The organism is Nitrospirota bacterium (assembly GCA_016219645.1).
In the GTDB taxonomy this organism is placed as follows: Bacteria; Nitrospirota; Nitrospiria; order Nitrospirales; family Nitrospiraceae; genus Palsa-1315.
The window spans coordinates 233,531-252,632 of the sequence record JACRLR010000040.1; the positions used below are offsets into that span (position 1 = coordinate 233,531).

The following is a 19,102-nucleotide window of genomic DNA, read 5'->3' on the forward strand; positions in this document are numbered from 1 at the left end:
GCTCCGCCGGTCGACTATGACGATGCCTGGTTGCCGGCCGCAGCTGCACCGGGATAGTAAATCATTACCCCCCCAGGCGTCGGCCCAACGGGCACGGTTTGCTTGATCAAATTATCCGCTGCATTGATGATCGAGACGGAATTGTCTGTGCTGTTGGATACCACAATATAAAGGGCTGAGCCAGCACCCGGGGCTCCTTGCGCCAACACGTCCATGCTGTGCCCACCAGTTGCTGCCAGAACGATTTCTCTAAGCAGAGTGAGCGATGGGACCGGCGCTGTCAGAGTCGAGGAATCGAAAGCGAAGAGACGATCCCTTGTCGTCGCTGCCGCCCCATTGCCGGCTAGAATGTAGAACCGCTTCCCATCCGGCGAGAACTTGAAGGCGCCGGGGGAAGTACCTGCGAGTGCCGCATCCAAAGCGGCATTGGTGAGATTGGTAAGGACCGGCGGGTTCACGCTGATATCCAGTACCCCCAGCTTGGTGGCCTGAGGATCTGGAGCTGTGGTTTGTCCCCGAAGCAAGAGAAATCGGCCATCCGGAGAGATCCCGAAGGACGTGTAGGGTGTGCCGGCAAGATCGAAGATAGGTGTAACGGCAAAGCTGGTCGGATCGATTTCGGAAATTTCTCCATACCCTTCCTGGATGCCGTAGACCTTCTGCGTCAGTTTCGACCAGCGGATGCCGTGCGGACCGGCATTGTTAGGGGTAAATGGGGCTGCACCGGTCGGATTCTCTACGTCGCATGTGTCCTTTAGAGGATTGCACAAATCGATTCGATGGATCATCGTCCATTTCGTAGCAGACCCCGGCTCATTATCAATGACAGCTATCTCACCGCCTGTTTCGCTGGAGACAAAGGCCCGTTTGAGGACTCCCGCACCGGACGAAAATGCGGTCACATGGTGCCCGTCGGCCAGAAGGCAGACAGTTTTTTCGACTGTGGGCGGATTGGCTCCTGGGCCAAGATGCGAATTATGGAGAATCGTGACAGAACTTCCGTAGTTCACTCCTGGCACAGGAAGAGGAGGAGCACAATTAATGAGATCGTCACCTGGTGTGGTCGTGCCAGAGGCATTGTCCCCGTCGTTCATCGACCAGATCACTTCGCCGTCGGTCGAGTCGCGATAGATGTGGACAGGACGAGTCCCCGTAACAAGGTTGGTTTCGTGGACTGGAGTCGCACCGGTCAGTGGATCAATCGTTGCGACTTTATTCGCCGCACCCAGATTGACGAACAGCCATTCCCCCTGCGAGAACTGCGTGTCACCCAGGGCCCCATTTTCAAATTCCGCGGCGGGAATCGTTCCCACCACCGCGTTCCCGGAATCGCCTCTCAGCGCCACGCTGGTCAATGACTTGTCGCCGGTGTTGTTTACGAAGGCCATTGGCCCCTGCAATGCCGCGCTGCCACTGCTGGTAGGTGTTCCTGACGAGGAATCTCCAGAACTACAGCTTGCCAGGCTGATCAGTGCGAGTCCGAGCAGGCCTGTCTTCGCGCAAGAGGTCATAATCTGTCGATGGCTGGTGAGTTTCATATTGCCTTCTTTCTTTATGATGTGGTGCTAATTCATGTGGCCCCGTACCCTCTTTGAACGTCTTTAGGTGAGGCTGGTTGCCGGAGGACCACGGGGAACAGATTCCATGCGATAGGCGAGGGTCTTCGGAGAGAGGACACCGGCCTGCGTCTGGTATCCGGCCGGATCTGCTACATTGCCAGGATTGCGGCCTGTGGCAGCCTGCGCATCGATCCCTCCACAGTGCCAGACACAATGACTATGATTCTGTTGTCCGCTGGGCGTTTGGCCTTGCGGACAGTGGGGCGTGGTCCATTGCGGTGTGAGACTGCTGTACAGGGTGGAGAATGATCCGACGATCCAGAGCAGCACGCAGAGGCATGCAATCGCACGGGGAAACTTTCCGCGGCGACTCCTGTCTCGTTTCTGAAGGATCGTGATGACCATGCTCTCTTCCCTGCTACGAGCCGCCAAAAAGCTGGAACGATTTGGTCAGTCCGAAGACATAGCTGATTTGTTGCTCCAGGTTGCCATTGAAGTCGCGATAGACGGGAATCTGCGCGACAAAATAGGCTGAGGCGAAATCCCAGAGGGTGACTCTGATGCCGGGAGAATAGGCGACATATGTTGAGCCGGTCGTCGGGACCTCCCGGAACTTGACCGTCGGATCCAGCAGGACTGCGGTCCCGGTCGCCGGATTGAACTGAAAGAGCGACGCATCCATCGCGTCGTTCTGCATCCAGCGATAATTGACCTGCTGCGTCAAGACCAGCCACTGAGTCTGCTCAAGCGGAACAAGATTGAATCCCCCGCTCAGGTTCACTTCATCGCCGAACTGGTACCCATCGTCGTTTTTGAAGGTATGCCGGTAACTGGTGAGCCCGAACACATTGATGCGGTGCGGGACGATTTCATAGGTCAGATATAAGGACGGCACAAGTCCGAAGTTTCCCCGTCCCAGCTGGAGCGTGGATTCCACCATCTGACCGGTGGAAGCCCGCTCCTGGTATGTGCCGGTCGGGAAGTCCACCCCCAGTCCCAGCACCATCATGCTGCGAAGCGTCGGGAGGACGTTGTACTTCAGGGTTACGCGCATGTCGCCCATCCCGACATTGGTGTAGGGCGTCGGCTCTGCCGTTCCAAGGTTCGCCTGTGAGTTCACCCGCCTATAGGGAAGGGTCACCTGGAGGCCGAACCGATCGGTCACCCCATAATTCATATCCAGAGTCCCAGTCTGGATATGCGTCCAAATCTGGCTCGAGTTCAAGTTGGCCAATGTCAATTGGCGATTTTCTTGATCCGCAAAGGGAATGCTTCCACCCTGCCCGCTAGGCGTCCAGCTCGGCGTGTAGTTGTAAATCGCGTTGACGGTCAGCAGCCCCGCCATCGGTACCTGTTGTTGTGAGCCGATGACGACGAAGCAGCTGACGGCGCCACAAGAAGCTTCAACGGGCGGCGTATCGATAGATATCAACCATCCCGAGGCCACAAGGCTAATGATGAATCGCTTGAGATGATCGGCCATGAAACATCCTTTCTCCGGCACAGGACGGTGGTCGTGACGGTATAGTCCATACGGAGCTGTAATCGGAGGCACCCATTGGCTTTCTTCAAAGAGATGAAGGAAGCCCGATCAATGGAGCCCAACGGTCAAAGAAAAATTCGGAGATGGGGAGATTAAACGAGAGGAGGCGCGCGCGACGGTGGTTGAACCGTGAGGGGAGCACTGATCCGTGAATCGAAGCTTTTTTGCTCTAACAGAGCGACTTGCTCAACAGGGGTGAAAGAGACGGAGGTTCCCTCGACAGCATCTGCTGCGATGCAGAGCCATGAACAGAGTGCGGTGGCATGAGTCGCCGCGTTGTGGTGCTCATGCTGACCGATGTGGGCGGTGAGTTGTGGGTAGACAATCCCACTGAGCGCCACAATCCAAAGGGCCAGGAATCCGATCGCAGTTTGTTGAATCCTACGGGTCATGATCCGTAACGCCACTTCAGCCTTCAGCCTGAACACCTGGGTTTAAAACCATCATCGAAGCGCCGCGGCCTTTAACGGCTCCTTTTTCTGAATCCGCGCGACGATTTCTTCGATCCTCTGTTCGGTCAGCAGGCCACCCTTAATGTACTCCTGCACGCGCCCCTCTTGATCGATAAACACGCTGACCGGCAATCCGAACACCCCGAATTGATTCGCGACCTTGTTGTCTCGATCCATGAGGACCGGGAAGGTGTGGCCGTATTGCTTGATATGTTCGCTGACCTTGGCATCGTCTTCGAGTTCGTTGACCGCCAATACGACGAAGCCCTTGTCGCGCAGTTTGTCATACATGGTTTGCATGGCCGGCATTTCGGTCGTGCAGGGCTTGCACCAAGTGGCCCAGAAATTTACGAGCACGATCTTGCCCCGATACTGGCTGAGGCTCTGCGACTTGCCTTCTAGATCTGTCAGGTGAAAATCTTCAACCATCGTACCGACAGCTGGGACTCGCGAGCCCATGCTCCAGACATCGATTGCGGGCAATCCAATCAATGCGACAAGCAGCGCGATCATCGCAAACATCTTGTTAGTTCTCCTTGGTCGCATGTCAGCCTCCTCTCCTGTCACCGCCTCGTTTACGAAGGGCTCCACATTTGGAACGAGCGTGTCAGCCCAAAGATGTAACTGGTTCCCTGCGCCAGACTGTTGTTGGAATCTCGCTCAAATGGGATCTGTGCGTAAAAGTAGAGCGACGTCATGTTTGTCCAATTTGATTCGATGAGCTGCCCCAGACCGACTTGGAAGCCTGGCGAAAAGGCGTAATAGGTCGAGCCGGTGGTTGGCACTTGTCGATCCGTGATTCGAGGATCAATTACGATCGGTTCACCGGGGAAGGCTGCTGGGCCATCTGCCGGTGTTGCGGAGCGAGAGAGCGAGGAACTGAAATTGTCGTGCACGAGATAGCGGTAATTAACCTGGCCGGTGAGAACCAGCCAGGGATTCGCCACGAAATTCAGCCCTGCATTGAGCATGTATTCGTCGCCAAATTGATAGCCATCGTTGTTTCGGAACGTGTGGCGGTAACTGGCTGACGCAAATTGATTGAGCCGATGGGGGATCAATTCATAGGTCTGATAAATTGTCGGATTCAACCCGACTTGCCCCCGACCGAGTTGTTGGGGCGACTCCATCACAAGCTCAGCGCTGTCATGCGCGTGGGTATTGCCGCTCGGAAGATAGACGCCAAAACCCAGCACCACCAAACTCCGAATGGTGGGCAACACATTGTATTTGAGGCCGACACGCAGGTCCCCAATGCCATTGGCGGAAAAATTGGTCGGTTCACCTGCGCCGCCATTTTCCTCTCCCAGGCCATCGATATGTTTGTGTGTGCGCCACAGATAGGGGAGCGTGAGTTGTAGTCCAAATCGATCGGTGAGGCCATAATTGAGATCGAGCGTCGCCTGCTGCGTAATGGTCCGGGTTTCCTGATGATGGTCCAGAATCATCTCCCGGCTCGCTTGGTCGACTGCCGGGATCACTCCAGACGTCCCGTCCAGTACCCGCATTGGCGTGTAATTATAGATGGTGTTGACCGTGAGCAAGCCAGCCTGGGGAACCTGCTGCTGAGACCCGATCACGACAAAACAGGTGACGGCCCCGCATGATGCCTGCGCAGTCTGGGCGCCGGGCCATGAGAAGAAGACTAGTGCAAGACTGAGAATGAATCCGAGGATAGACCGTTTGCCTGTCATAATGCTGCTGGTCCTAACTCTCCCATAGGATCGTTTCTACCCGCCTATTCCTACAATCCAATCAGCGGATCGCGGGAGAAGTGGAATAGAGACCTGCTGTGAGCAGACGAGAACGAAGACTAAAGAGAAAAAGACGGAGGGGCACGGCTGGATGAAATCTGACAGGCGTCGATCGAAGGCTGCGCGAAATGGGGGGTCGTGACAAGAGCGATAGGGCTGAATTCTGCCTGGAACGAAACCACCGCACTATCGAGTACAGTTCCGGCTGCACACATCCATGAGCAGAGCACGGTGCCATGCGTGGCAGCTTGATGCTGGGCATGGTGCCCGGCATGTTCGACCGACTGTGCCTGTGCCAATCCACCCATGGAGAGGACACAGAGCACCACGAGGACTGAGAGGAATTTGAGGGTGGTGCGGTTCATCTGCATTCGCCCAAGTGTGAGTCGGTTTCATCCTAATGGCTTCCCACGAGGCCTGTCAAGCTGCCTGCTACTCGACCTGGCCCTCGCTTGTTATAGGATTCAGGGAACAGATGTTGTATACTGCCGGGATACTTTCAGGCACATCGACCTTTGTTCGAACGACAGTACCATGGTCACGCAATTACTCAACCAGATCTTCGGCAGTAAAAACGAACGTGAAATCAAGGCACTCCGCCCGATTGTGGAGCGGATCAACAGTCTAGAATCCGGCCTGACGCCGCTTTCCGATCACGCCCTCGCGGACAAGACTCAGGAGTTCAAGAAGCGCATTGAGTCCGGGGAGACCCTGGACGACATCCTGCCCGAAGCCTTCGCGGTCTGCCGTGAAATGTCCCGCCGCAAGTTGAACATGCGCCATTTTGATGTGCAGTTAATGGGCGGCGCCATTCTTCATCGGGGCCGCATCGCGGAGATGAAAACCGGCGAAGGGAAAACCCTGGTGGCCACGCTGCCGGTGTATCTGAATGCACTCGAAGGAAAAGGCGCTCACCTCGTCACGGTGAATGACTACCTTGCCAAGCGCGACGCGCAGTGGATGAGTGTGCTCTACCACGCGCTGGGACTCTCGGTGGGCATCATTCAACACGATGCCTCATTTCTCTTCGATCCGACCTATGAGGCCTCCGACAAGCGGCTCCAGTCGCTCCGCCCCTGCACGAGGGCTGAGGCCTACCGTGCCGATATCACGTATGGCACGAATAACGAGTATGGGTTCGACTATCTCCGCGACAACCTGGTCGTCAACGATCTGGCCCAGTGTGTGCAGCGAGAGTTGAATTTCGCCATTGTGGACGAGGTCGACAGTATTCTCATCGACGAAGCCCGCACACCCTTGATCATCTCCGGCCCGACGGATGAAACGACCGATCTTTACTACCGTATCAACGCGATTATCCCGCAGCTGAAACCCGAGCACGATTACACGATCGAAGAAAAAACGAAGACTGCATCCTTGACGGAAGAGGGCAACGTCCGGGTCGAGAAATTGCTCGGTGTGGACAACCTGTACGATCCCAACCATATGGATCTCGTCCACCACGTCGTCAAGGCGCTCCAGGCCCATGCCCTCTACAAACGTGATGTGGACTATGTCGTCAAAGAAGGTGAAGTGATCATCGTGGATGAATTCACCGGGCGGCTCATGCCGGGGCGCCGCTGGAGTGATGGGCTGCACCAGGCCGTCGAAGCCAAAGAAGGCGTGAAGATCGCCAACGAGAATCAAACGTTGGCCTCGGTCACTTTCCAGAACTATTTCCGGATGTACAAGAAGCTCAGCGGCATGACCGGGACGGCGGACACGGAAGCGGCGGAGTTTGCCAAGATTTACAATCTCGACGTCAACGTGGTTCCGACCAATCGGAACATGATCCGGCAGGATTACGCGGACGTCGTCTACCGGACCGAGAAGGAGAAGTACGCCGCGATTGTCGAAGACATCAAGGATTGTCACGAACGGGGCCAGCCTGTTTTGGTCGGCACGATTTCCATCGAGAAATCGGAGCGACTTGCCGGCTTCTTGAACCGGACCGGCGTGAAACACAATGTTCTCAACGCCAAACAACATGAGCGAGAAGCCGAGATCATCGCGCAGGCCGGACGCAAGGGTGCTGTCACCATCGCCACGAACATGGCAGGCCGCGGGACCGACATTCTCCTGGGCGGCAATCCGGATTTCATGTTTAAACAAATCCTCTATCGGGAAGAAAATCTGACGGATGCGCGCAAGCTGGAGATCTTCGAGGAGATCAAGGCAGACTGCGAGAAGAATAAGCAAGAGGTCATCGCGGCAGGCGGCCTCCACATTCTCGGGACTGAGCGCCATGAAAGCCGCCGGATCGATAATCAGCTCCGGGGCAGAGCCGGCCGTCAGGGCGACCCCGGTTCATCGCGCTTCTTCCTGTCGCTGGAAGACGACCTGATGCGCATTTTCGCCTCTGAGCGGGTCTCTCAACTGATGCTCAAGCTCGGCATGGAAGAAGGTGTCCCGATCGAGCACGGCATGGTCACAAGGGCCATCGCCAACGCCCAGAAGAAGGTCGAGGCTCACCATTTCGATGTCAGGAAACAGCTGCTGGAGTATGACGACGTCATGAACAAGCAGCGTGAGGTGATCTACCAACACCGACGAGCCGTCCTGGGCGGGGCGGACCGGAAAGACGAACTCCGCGACATGATGGATACCCTGGTGGACTCCGCGCTGAACGTCTATTGCCCGGCTGAACAATATCCCGAGGAATGGGACATGAAAGGGCTTGCTGAAATCATGCATAGCCAGTTCGGTCTCGACATCACCCAGGGCAAGGGCGACGGAGGCGCGTCGCTCCGTGAGGTAGGGCGTGACGCGTTGCTCGAAGACCTTCGCGCGCAGGTGCGCGATGCCTATGATCGAAGAGAACAGGACTTGGGCCCGGAGTTGATGCGCTTCCTGGAGAAGAACTTCATGCTCCAGGTCATTGATCACCACTGGAAAGACCATCTCCTCGGGATGGATCACCTGCGCGACGGGATCGGATTGCGAGGTTATGGGCAGAAAGATCCCCTGATAGAGTACAAACGCGAAGGGTACGATCTCTTTGCCGGCATGATGGAGCGGGTTAAATCGGACACGCTCGATCGGCTCTTTCATGTGCAGGCGGTCCGGACCGAAGCGCAACCGGCAGCTCCGCCACCGCCACCAGTCATCTCGCGCCCCCTCCCCCCGCTTATCCTCAATCGCGGGGAAGAACCGGTCGCAGCCCAGACCGTTCAGCGAAGCGACGACAAGGTCGGCCGCAACGACCCCTGCCCCTGCGGCAGCGGGAAAAAATACAAGAAGTGTCACGGGGTCTGAAGAGGCTCGGCTGGAAGGGCGTGGAACTTCGGCGTCGCCATGATGCGACGGGTCCCCCACTGCTACTGACCACTTCACACCGCATCACGCACGACTCTAAAACTGCGCCGAAGCGTCGCAATGCCGTCGTGCGCGACCGTTACCACCCATTCAAATATGGAAGACGCCATGGCGAACGCCTCAGTCCACATCCCTTCCAGCCGAGCCTGAGAGGGGAATCCCCCATCTCACTTTCAAGGGCAGCCTAGTTGATCCTCGATTGCGCGCGTCGAACGAGCACATTCCTATCGTGCGCGTTCCGCGAGCAGGAGGACGACTAGGCTGCCCTTCATTTTCTTCCTTATTTCACCTTGACTTAGCTGGTAATACGAGGCTACCCTAAGCTATTTTCTCACCAATCATAATGGGTGGATTTTACCCGTTGTGTTCTATTGGTGTTCCCGCTTAAGCCGGTGAGCGGAGGAAGGGAGTAGTGTCTGTGACGACTGGGCACCCTCAACTCGTCGCTGCCATTGCGTCTGAGATTACTTCATCGGGCCCGATACCCTTTGCCCGGTTTATGGAACTGGCGCTCTATCACCCTCAGTTCGGCTATTACATGCGCCAACCGGACCGTGCGGACGATGAACGAATCGGCTGGTCCGGCGATTTCTACACCAGCTCTGATGTCTACCCGATTCTCGGCCGTGCACTGGCTGCACAGGCCAGGCAACTGGACGAACTCGTGGACTGCCCCACTCCCTTCACGATTGTCGAAATGGGTGCCGGCAAAGGGTTATTAGCCAGAGACTGTCTTGCGGCGATTCATGCCAATCAGGATGACTTCGCCTCGCGTGTCCGCTATGTCCTGATTGAACGGAGTCCTGCTATGCGGGAACTTCAGCGCAGGAACCTGGCCCCCTGGCTCAGCAAGTCCGGCCTCGTCACTTGGGTTGAGGGTCTGGATGGACTGGCTCCGGAGAGTGTGACCGGCCTGTTTCTCAGCAATGAACTGGTGGACGCTTTTCCAGTGCATCGTATTCAAGTCACGGCTGGGCAGACCGAAGAGCTATATGTGGACTATCGAGAGGGGCGGTTTGTGGAATGTCTCAGGCCTCTATCCACGACTCGGCTCGATCAGTATCTGCAGAAACTCGGCGGCACATGGCCGGAGGGTTATCGAACCGAGGTCAATCTGCTCGCGATGGATTGGATGGAGCAGGTCGCGCAGCGGCTCGATCGCGGATTTGTCGTGACCATTGATTATGGACATACGGCACAGGATCTCTACAGCGTCGAGCGGAAGAACGGCACGTTCCTCTGCTATTTTCAACAATTGACCAACGACGATCCCTTCATGCGGGTCGGTGAACAGGATATGACGGCCCATGTGGATTTTTCGAGCCTGGCCGCCGTCGGTGAAGAGCAGGGACTCCGCATGACGGGGTTCACGAACCAAATGAGTTTTCTTATGGGGCTCGGAGTTGAAGAGATGATTGGGGAACTAGAGCCGGAGAGCCAAGAGTTTCGGGCCGCAATTCATCTCCTGAAGCCGGATGGTATGGGCAGCACATTCAAGGTGCTCATTCAACATAAGGGAATAAGTCGTCCGGAGCTGGACGGTTTGAAATTCAAACCCTTCTTCGGCTCGGCGCTTGCTGTGGGGGCGATGGATAATGGTTGATGGAAAATGGCCGGTAAGAGAGATGGTTTATGGTCAATGGTCGATGAATCCAGAGCGTCTCCATCTTTCATTACCCATTTACCATTCACCATGCTCCATTTACCAGTAACCATCAACCATAGGGCTTACTGATGGGTAACGTCGCTATTCCGGAGAACTACATACCGATTCTTCTGTTTTTCGGTATTGCGCTCGTCTCTGTTGGCGGTGTTCTGCTGGTCGGCTCGTTCATCCGGCCGAGTCGTCCCTACCGAGCCAAGCAGGCTCCCTATGAGAGCGGAAGCCCGCTGTTTTCCGATGCGCGCATCCAGTTCCCGATGCGTTACTACATCATCGCGATGCTGTTCGTCGTTTTCGATGTCGAGGTTATTTTCATGATCCCCTGGGCCGTCAGGTTTCAATCGCTTGGCCTGCTGGGACTCATCGAAATGCTCGTCTTTCTCGTAATTCTATTGGTCGGATTTTGGTATGCCTGGAAGAAGGGGGCGCTCGAATGGGACTGAAAGATCGTAAGGCGTTAGGCGTGAAACGTAAGGGGTTTCCCATCTCGCCTTACGCCTTACGCCTCACCCCTGACGCGAGGCAACTATGAGCTTTCCGGAGCGACAGTTTGAGGCGAATATTCTGACGACCAATCTGGATGCGGTCGTGAATTGGTCGCGCAAGTCGGCTCTGTGGCCGATGACCTTCGGCCTCGCCTGCTGCGCCATTGAAATGATTGCCACAGTGTCGTCGCGGTATGACCTGGACCGGTTCGGGGCCGGCGTGTTTCGGGCATCACCACGGCAGGCCGACCTCATGATCATCGCCGGCACAGTGACGCGCAAAATGGCGCCGGTGATCCGCCGTATTTACGACCAGATGCCGGAACCACGCTATGTCATTTCTATGGGCTCATGCGCCACCTCAGGCAACCACTACAATAGTTATGCGGTGGTCCAAGGCGTGGACCAGATTATCCCGGTTGATGTCTATGTGCCGGGCTGTCCACCCCGCCCCGAAGCGTTGCTTGACGGCATACTGAAGTTGCAGGAAAAAATTCAGCGGGAGAAGGTGTTCGTAAGATGATGGTCGATGGCTGATGGTCAATGGTTGATGAAGAGACCAGCGCTACCGACCATTGACTATTGAACCATTAACCATCGACCATTAACCATGCATTCACTTCTTGAGACACTCAAGACCCGATTTCCCGATGCGGTCCTGTCGATCCACGAGGACAAGGATCGCGGGGAGCTGTCCGCGCGCGTGGCCGCTGCCCGCCTGTTGGAGATTGCGCGCTATTTGCACGATGCGCCGGAAGCAGCCTTCGACCATCTGACCGATATCTGCTCCGTCGACTATCCTGAGGACCAGCTGCGGTTCGAAGTCGTCTACCACTTACACTCGCTCCCGCTTCAACAGCGGCTTCGCCTCAAAGTGCGCATCGCGGAGGACGATCCGACGGTCGCGTCGGTCACCAGCATCTGGAAGGGGGCTGATTTCCTGGAGCGAGAAGTGTACGACATGATGGGCATTCGCTTTTCCGGCCATCCTGATCTCAGGCGTATTTTGCTGCCGGAGGATTATGCCGAGGGCTACCCCTTGAGAAAAGATTTCCCGACGGAAGGACGGGGCTGGCGCAGCCAGTTCGACTTCATTCCGAGATTCGACGAGACCCCGCTGGATGTCGTTGAGAGCGAGATCTCCGAGGAAGAGAAGAACACCTTTCGAGCCGAACCTGGCACACCAGGCCCTGGAAGGAAAGAGGAATTGTTGCTGAACATGGGGCCACAGCATCCGAGCACGCACGGTGTATTGCGGGTCGTGCTGATGTTGGACGGAGAACGGGTTGTGAAAGCCACGCCGGACCTCGGCTACCTGCATCGAGGCGTCGAAAAGCTATCAGAGGGCCTGACCTACATGCAGATCATCCCGCACACGGACCGACTCGACTATGTCTGTGCGATGTCCAATAACTACGCATACGTGCGCGCAGTGGAAAAACTCCTTGAGATCACGGTGCCGATCAGGGCCGAATACATCAGGACCATCGTGGCCGAGATGCAACGTATTGTCGGGCACCTCTTCTGGCTCGGTACGCAGGCCCTCGATATCGGCGCCATGACCGTGTTCTTCTGGACCTTCAGGGAACGCGAAGTCCTGCTCGACATGTTCGAAAAACTCTGCGGGGCCCGCCTGACATTGAACTACTATCGCATCGGCGGGGTCGATAGCGATTTCACCCCTGAGTTGACCCAACGGATGAAGGCGTTCCTCGATGTGTTCCCCGAGAAGGTCAAGGAATACGACGCGCTCATCGCGTCCAATCGCATCTGGCTCGGCCGCACGAAGAACGTGGCCCTGCTCTCGGCCGAGGACGCGATCAACTTCAGTTGCACGGGGCCGGTCTTGCGCGGGTCGGGTGTGGCCTACGATGTCCGCAAAGCTGAGCCCTATGGCGTGTACGACAAAGTCGATTGGGAGGTGCCGATCGGCAAGAACGGCGATACCTACGACCGGTACTGGATCCGCATGGAAGAAATGCGGCAGAGCGCCAGGATCATCGCGCAATGTTTCGATCAGTTGCCGGAGGGACCGATCATGGCTGAATCACCTCAGCATATCCCGCCGCCCAAGGAGCTGGTCATGCGGGACATGGAAAGTTTGATCCATCATTTCATCATTTATACCCAGGGTATCAAGCCGCCGAAGGCAGAGACCTACTGTGCGACCGAGGCCCCCAAAGGAGAGTTGGGGTTTTTCATCGTGAGCGACGGCAGCCCCCGCCCCTACCGATTGAAGATTCGCTCCCCTTCATTCGTCCATATGGGCGCCTTTGACCACATGGCGCGGGGTTACTTGATTTCCGACATCATCACGATCTTCGGGACCTACGATGTGGTCATGGGAGAATGCGACAGATGACGGTAGGCGTGAAACGTAAGGCGTCAGGCGAGAGAAAAGGTCGCGCCCCTCACGCCTCACCCCTTACGCCTCACGAGGGGTCGGCGAAGAGGACTCAATGTTGAAAGAGAAATACGCAACGGAAATTGAGGAAATCATAAGCCGCTATCCAGTGAGGCGCTCGGCATTAATTCCGTTACTGTACCTAGCGCAACGGGATGAGGGCTTCGTGTCCGAGGCGGCGATGAAGGAGATCGCGGGGCTCTTGCGCCTGACCCCGCCCCAAGTCTATGAGACGGCCACGTTCTATACGATGATCAATCTCAAGCGCGTGGGGAAGTTTCATCTCCAAGTTTGCAAATCCCTCATGTGTGCGCTGGCCGGGTCCGATACAGTGATCGAATGGGTCAAGACGAAACTCGGAATTGGACCAGGTGAGACAACATCCGACGGACTCTTTACTCTCAGCGCGGTCGAATGCCTTGCCGCCTGTGGCACTGCGCCGATGATGCAGGTGAACGAGGACTATTACGAGCGGCTCACAGAGGACACATTCGACCGAATTCTGTCTGATCTCAAGAGGGACGGGACCTGTCCGCTCAAGACCGGTCCATTTATGTGGCCTGAACCAGTGAACGCCAAGAGCTGAAGGGAATGGTTAATGGTAAAGGGTTTATGGGTAATGTGTCGTTCATCAACCATTATCCATTAACCATCACCCATCGGTAGGGAAACGATGCCCAAACACGAACTGATATTGCTCAAAAACATGATGCAGCCGGGCTATGGCGGCAGCCTTCAAGACTATGAGCGAACGGGTGGCTACCAGGCTCTCCGCAAGGCCGTAGGGAAAGTGCCGCCGACCGAAGTCACCATGGCGGTGATGAAGTCCGGACTCCGGGGGCGTGGCGGCGCGGGCTTCCCGACCGGTGTGAAATGGGGATTCCTACCCAAGGACTATCAGGGTCCGCGCTATCTCTGTTGCAATGCGGATGAGAGCGAACCAGGCACGTTCAAGGATCGCCAGCTCATGGAGCGAGATCCTCACCAGTTATTGGAAGGCATCGTGCTTACCTGCTACGCGATCGGGGCAGAATCAGCCTATATCTATATACGGGGTGAGCTGGTTCTCGCGGCGAAGATTTTGGAGCAGGCGATCAAGGACGCACGGGCTGCAGGCTATATTGGAGCAAACATACTGGGCACAGGGATTACCGCCAATGTGTGGGTGCACCGTGGCGCCGGAGCCTATATCTGCGGAGAAGAAACGGCATTGCTGGAGTCGCTGGAGGGCAAACGCGGCTTGCCGCGCTTCAAGCCCCCCTTCCCTGCGACAAACGGCCTCTACAACAAACCGACTGTGGTGAACAACGTCGAGACTCTGGCAAACATTCCTCATATTCTCGGCCGAGGCCCCGAATGGTTTGCATCGATCGGTTCCCCGCCGAAGAGCACCGGCACCAGAGTCTTCTGCGTCAGCGGTCATGTAAAGAGCCCCGGAAACTACGAGATGCCCATGGGGATCACGTTCCGTGAACTGATCTATGAGGTTGCCGGAGGCATGCGGTCGGACAAACCGCTCAAGGCGTTCATTCCGGGAGGGGCGTCCGCGCCGTTCCTCACGCCGGACCACCTCGACGTCAAGCTGGATTTCGAATCAGTTGCCGCCGCCGGCTCCATGCTCGGATCCGGGGGAGTGACCGTGATGGAGGAGGGCACGCCCATGGTATGGGCCGCGCTCCGCCTGATGGAGTTTTTCTATCACGAGTCTTGCGGGAAGTGCAGTCCCTGCCGTGAGGGAAGTTCGTGGCTGGTCCAGACCATGCGTCGAATCGTCGCGAAGAGGGGGCAGATGGAAGACCTTGAAACATTGGTCGATCTATGCAAAAACATCGAAGGGCGAACGGTCTGCGCGTTCGGAGATGCGTCGGTTGCGCCGATTATGGGCACGCTCAAATATTGGCGTTCTGAGTACGTCACCTTGATTCAGGAAGCAGAGGCGGCGAATCTTATTCGCCCTGAAGAGATAGCGGTGAGACATTAAAAACGCGAAACGTAAATCGTTCTTCGTTAATCGAACAGGATGGATTCTGGTCCCATCGTTTAACGGTTAACGTTTAACGAATAACGGCGAACATGGCTACTACCACCACAGAGACCGTTCACTTGACGATCGACGGCATTTCCATCTCGGTGCCCAAAGGCACGCTGGTGATCGAAGCGGCTCGCCAGGCCGGCGTGATGATTCCGCATTTCTGCTACCATCCGAAACTCAAGCCGGATGCGAACTGTCGCATGTGTCTTGTCGAAATCGAACGGGTGAGAAAGCTCCAGACCTCTTGCAGCACCGTGGCAACCGAAGGCATGGCGGTTCGGACGGCCACGACGGTCGTGAACGACGCCCACAAGTCAGTACTCGAATTCATTCTGGCGAATCATCCGCTGGATTGCCCGGTCTGCGACCAAGGCGGGAGATGCGACCTCCAAGACTTTTCCCATCAATACACCGCGACCAGCCGATTTACCGAGACCAAGCGTATTTTCCAGAAGGAATATTTTAGTCCTCTGATCGAAACACAGATGAACCGTTGCGTGCAATGTTTGCGTTGCGTTCGCTACTGCGACGAGGTGATGGACGTGAAGGCCCTCGCCCCGATCGGACGAGGTACGATGACCGAGATCAAGTCCTTTGGCGCCCACCCCTTGGACTGCGAATTCTGCGGCGGCTGCGTACAGATCTGTCCGGTCGGCGCCATCACCAGCCGGCTCTCGATGTACGAATACCGTCCCTGGATGCTCAAACGCGCCGACACGATCTGCGGTTTTTGCGGCGACGGTTGCCAGATTACGGTTCAAACCAAGGCCCAGCAGTTGATCGAGGTAAACAGCGCCCATGGCGGGGGCCGGAACAACGGCGACCTCTGCGCACGGGGCTATTTTGGATTTCATGCGACGAGCCATCCCGACCGAGTGACCCATCCGTTGATCAGAAGGAACGGTGTGCTGGTCGAAGCGACATGGGAGGAAGCGTTGGAATTTGTGGCCGGAGAGACTAACCGGCTCAAGCTGGCGCATGGCCCTCAGGCCTTCGGCGGGCTGATTTCCGGCCGCTGTACCAACGAAGAGCTCTATCTGTTCCAGAAGTTCATGCGCCTGACGATCGGCACCAATAACCTCGACAGCAGCGCCCGGTATGGCCATGTCAACGGGATACAGGCGATGCGACGAGTGCAGGGCACGCATCGCTGGACCCTGTCGTTTGAGGACATTGTGCAAGCGGACGTATTGCTCCTGATCGGCACGAACATCACCGAAGCCAATCCGATTACGGGCCTTAAAGTAAAAGAAGCCGTCAAGAAACACGATGCGACGTTATTGACGATCGAAGCACTCCAGCCCGCAGTCGGCACGATCAGCAACATTACCAACCTGTCGCAGCAACATTTCTGCGTTGCGCCGTCCCAGTTCGGTGCGGCGGTTCTGGGATTGCTGAAGGCTGTGGTCGAGGGAGACTATGTCGATAGTTCCATCCGTCAACGGGCGTCGGCCTACGTCTCGGCCGTTGCTCACGCGGTCGGGCTGCTTTCCTGGGACGATCTGGCTCTGAGCACGGGGATCTCGCGTGAGTCGTTCTCCCAGATGGCCGTCTCTGTGGCAAGAGGACGCCGAGTCGTGGTGCTCGCCGGCCAAACTCTGTTACGCAGCCAGGGCAGTTATGGCATCTGCCTCAATCTTCTCGATCTGCTTCTCTTGTCCGGAAAATTGAGCGAACAGGGCTGCGGCTTGGCTCCCTTGGCGGAAGAAAACAACGATCAAGGAGCGGTTGAAATGGGGGCGGTTGCGGAGTTGTTGCCGGGCGCTCGAGACCTTTCTGATCAGGACTCTCGGGCTCTCATGATTCGTGCCTGGAAAGAGGAACTCCCCCCGGTACCGGGAGGGACGCTGGTCGAGATGATCGACCGGGCAGGCGCCGGGACCATCAAGAGCCTCTTCGTCATTGGAGAGAATCCCGCCGGGAGCCTTCCGCCTCAGCTCAGAGTCAAAGAGGCGCTGGGTAAACTCGATCTTCTTGTATGCCAGGAACTCTTTCTCACGGAAACCGCGGCACTCGCCCATGTGGTGCTTCCCGCTGCGTCCGCCATGGAAAAAGCCGGGACCTTCACCAATACCGAGGGCCATGTCCAGGCCGTTCGGCCCGCAATCGATCCGGTGGGAGACAGCCGGCCAGACTGGGAAATCCTCTCGGCGTTTTCAGTCTTTCTCGGCGCGCCGCTGGAATACGGCGAGGCCAAAGAAATCCTCAAGGAGATCCGGTCGGTGATCCCCGGCTATGGATCGCTTGGGCCAGCGCCGACTGCTCCCACCGTGGATCCTGCCGCCATCGAACGATATATCACCGAGGGATATCGCCGCGACGTGGCGGTTCGGTATACTCTGCCCGCGCGAACTCCGCGTCAGGAGGAAACGGTCCAGCTTGGACTGGTCCAAAGCCTGTTTCATTCAGGAAAACTGTCGACTCATTCGAAGGGACTGCTGCAGATCGAACCGAGCGGGTTCTTGCAGATGAATCCCCTGGATGCAGCCCGATTCTCTCTCAGCCCGGGAGACCGGGCCTGTCTCTCAAACAACCGTGGCTCATTCACAACCACGGTGAAGCTGTTCGATCGGGTGCCCGAGGGGTTGGCCTGGTTCCCCGATCATTTCGCGCAGGAGGCCCTGCAACTGTTCGACTGTGTGATCGATCCGGATACGAAAGCCCCGTCCTTTAGGACGACGGTTGTGTCCGTGAAGAAAACCACATGAACGGACGAGAAGCCATTGTATTTTTCACTTGTCATCCGGGAGTGCTGCAGTGACTGAGCTAAGTTTGCGACTTGCAGTTTCCTTCGTCCAGATACTGGCGGAGTGTAGCATCGTGATGTTGACGGTCGCGATCATGACCCTGGCCGAGCGGAAGGTGCTTGGCTGGATGCAGGATCGTATGGGCCCGATGGAGGTCGGTCCTTACGGAATCCTCCAACCGCTTGCCGATGGCGTCAAACTGTTCTTCAAGGAGGACATTGTGCCGGCCGGTGCAAACAAGGCGATGTTCGCCCTCGCGCCGATGCTGACCATGGTTGTCTCCCTGATCGGATTCGCCGTCATCCCCTTCGGCCCGAACGTCACGCTGGATATTAATGGGCTCATGATCAAACCGTTTGTCATCGCGGACATCAACATCGGGATCTTATACATCCTGGCGATCGCCTCTATCGGCGCGTACGGCATTATCCTGGGAGGCTGGTCATCGAACAGTAAGTATTCACTGCTCGGAGGTTTGCGTTCCGCAGCCCAGGTGATCAGTTACGAGTTGAACGTCGGGCTGGCTATCGTCGGCGTCCTGCTGTTGTCCGGATCCTTGAGCCTCGTAGAGATTACGGAGGCGCAGGCAGGCGGCTTCTGGCATTGGTTCATCTGGGGAGCGCGCCCTGACGGGTTCTTCCCGATTCATACACAAGTCTTTGCCTTTGTCGTGTTCCTGATTTCCGGCGTGGCCGAAACCAATCGTATCCCCTTCGATTTGCCGGAGGCCGAAAGTGAACTCGTGGCCGGATTCTTCACGGAATACAGCGGTATGAAGTTCGCTTTCTTCGTCAGCGCAGAATACGCGAGTATGGTTCTTGTGTCTTGCGTGGCCGCGTCGCTGTTCCTGGGTGGTTGGAATGCGCCATATCCCGGCACGATCTTCGAGTATATCGGCCTAGAAGAGCTGGCCTGGATAGAGCACATCATGTGGTTTGCGGGGAAGGTCTATTTTTTCCTCTTCGTATTTATCTGGTTACGTGCGACGTTGCCTCGGCTGCGCTATGATCAATTGATGCGGTTCGGCTGGAAGGTTCTCTTGCCGATCGCCTTGGCCAACATCATCATCACAGCCATCACCGTGTATTTCTTTCCGCGGGGCTGAGGCGGTTTATTTGGTTTGTTTGGTTTCTTTTGTTTCTTTGGTT

General features: G+C 56.6%; 16 protein-coding genes. 9 read left to right on the forward strand and 7 right to left on the reverse strand.

Features of this window, described 5'->3' with window-relative positions:
- Positions 1-14: 14 nt before the first annotated feature.
- The 7 genes from HZB34_14285 to HZB34_14315 all read right to left on the reverse strand — a co-directional run bounded on the left by HZB34_14285 (position 15) and on the right by HZB34_14315 (position 5,673).
- Complete coding sequence (locus HZB34_14285; GenBank protein ID MBI5317129.1) at positions 15-1,538, reverse strand: hypothetical protein; 1,524 nt, start codon at positions 1,536-1,538, stop codon at positions 15-17.
- A gap of 63 nt (positions 1,539-1,601) precedes the next feature.
- Complete coding sequence (locus HZB34_14290; GenBank protein ID MBI5317130.1) at positions 1,602-1,964, reverse strand: hypothetical protein; 363 nt, start codon at positions 1,962-1,964, stop codon at positions 1,602-1,604.
- Between the two features lie 13 nt (positions 1,965-1,977).
- Entirely contained in the window at positions 1,978-3,042 is a 1,065-nt protein-coding gene (locus HZB34_14295) for a transporter (GenBank protein MBI5317131.1), read from the reverse strand.
- Between the two features lie 152 nt (positions 3,043-3,194).
- A complete protein-coding gene (locus HZB34_14300; protein MBI5317132.1) occupies positions 3,195-3,494 on the reverse strand; it encodes a hypothetical protein in 300 nt (99 codons plus the stop codon).
- A gap of 51 nt (positions 3,495-3,545) precedes the next feature.
- Positions 3,546-4,076 carry a TlpA family protein disulfide reductase gene (locus HZB34_14305; GenBank protein ID MBI5317133.1) on the reverse strand — a complete coding sequence of 177 codons (531 nt, stop codon included), beginning with the start codon at positions 4,074-4,076 and terminating at the stop codon, positions 3,546-3,548.
- 53 nt (positions 4,077-4,129) lie between these two features.
- The gene (locus HZB34_14310) at positions 4,130-5,248 is read right to left on the reverse strand and encodes a transporter (protein ID MBI5317134.1); all 1,119 of its coding nucleotides are present in this window, start codon (positions 5,246-5,248) and stop codon (positions 4,130-4,132) included.
- A gap of 119 nt (positions 5,249-5,367) precedes the next feature.
- Entirely contained in the window at positions 5,368-5,673 is a 306-nt protein-coding gene (locus tag HZB34_14315; protein MBI5317135.1) for a hypothetical protein, read from the reverse strand.
- Between the two features lie 169 nt (positions 5,674-5,842).
- Here HZB34_14315 and secA point away from each other — a divergent pair, with 169 nt between their 5' ends.
- The 9 genes from secA to nuoH all read left to right on the forward strand — a co-directional run bounded on the left by secA (position 5,843) and on the right by nuoH (position 19,059).
- On the forward strand, positions 5,843-8,563 hold the full coding sequence (gene secA, locus HZB34_14320) for a preprotein translocase subunit SecA (GenBank protein MBI5317136.1): 2,721 nt from the start codon (positions 5,843-5,845) through the stop codon (positions 8,561-8,563).
- A 478-nt stretch (positions 8,564-9,041) separates the two neighbouring features.
- Positions 9,042-10,226, forward strand: coding sequence for an SAM-dependent methyltransferase (locus tag HZB34_14325; GenBank protein ID MBI5317137.1), 1,185 nt, complete (start codon positions 9,042-9,044; stop codon positions 10,224-10,226).
- A 131-nt stretch (positions 10,227-10,357) separates the two neighbouring features.
- A complete protein-coding gene (ndhC, locus tag HZB34_14330; GenBank protein ID MBI5317138.1) occupies positions 10,358-10,729 on the forward strand; it encodes an NADH-quinone oxidoreductase subunit A in 372 nt (123 codons plus the stop codon).
- Positions 10,730-10,814: 85 nt separating this feature from the next.
- Positions 10,815-11,294 (forward strand): NADH-quinone oxidoreductase subunit B, encoded by a 480-nt coding sequence (locus HZB34_14335; protein ID MBI5317139.1) that lies wholly within the window; start codon positions 10,815-10,817, stop codon positions 11,292-11,294.
- 87 nt (positions 11,295-11,381) lie between these two features.
- Positions 11,382-13,133: an NADH dehydrogenase (quinone) subunit D gene (nuoD, locus tag HZB34_14340; GenBank protein ID MBI5317140.1), complete on the forward strand. Its 1,752-nt coding sequence runs from the start codon at positions 11,382-11,384 to the stop codon at positions 13,131-13,133.
- A 97-nt stretch (positions 13,134-13,230) separates the two neighbouring features.
- Positions 13,231-13,761 carry an NAD(P)H-dependent oxidoreductase subunit E gene (locus tag HZB34_14345; protein MBI5317141.1) on the forward strand — a complete coding sequence of 177 codons (531 nt, stop codon included), beginning with the start codon at positions 13,231-13,233 and terminating at the stop codon, positions 13,759-13,761.
- An 87-nt stretch (positions 13,762-13,848) separates the two neighbouring features.
- Positions 13,849-15,156: an NADH-quinone oxidoreductase subunit NuoF gene (gene nuoF / locus HZB34_14350; protein ID MBI5317142.1), complete on the forward strand. Its 1,308-nt coding sequence runs from the start codon at positions 13,849-13,851 to the stop codon at positions 15,154-15,156.
- A gap of 92 nt (positions 15,157-15,248) precedes the next feature.
- The gene (gene nuoG / locus HZB34_14355) at positions 15,249-17,915 is read left to right on the forward strand and encodes an NADH-quinone oxidoreductase subunit NuoG (protein MBI5317143.1); all 2,667 of its coding nucleotides are present in this window, start codon (positions 15,249-15,251) and stop codon (positions 17,913-17,915) included.
- Between the two features lie 49 nt (positions 17,916-17,964).
- A complete protein-coding gene (gene nuoH / locus HZB34_14360; protein MBI5317144.1) occupies positions 17,965-19,059 on the forward strand; it encodes an NADH-quinone oxidoreductase subunit NuoH in 1,095 nt (364 codons plus the stop codon).
- Positions 19,060-19,102 lie beyond the last annotated feature (43 nt).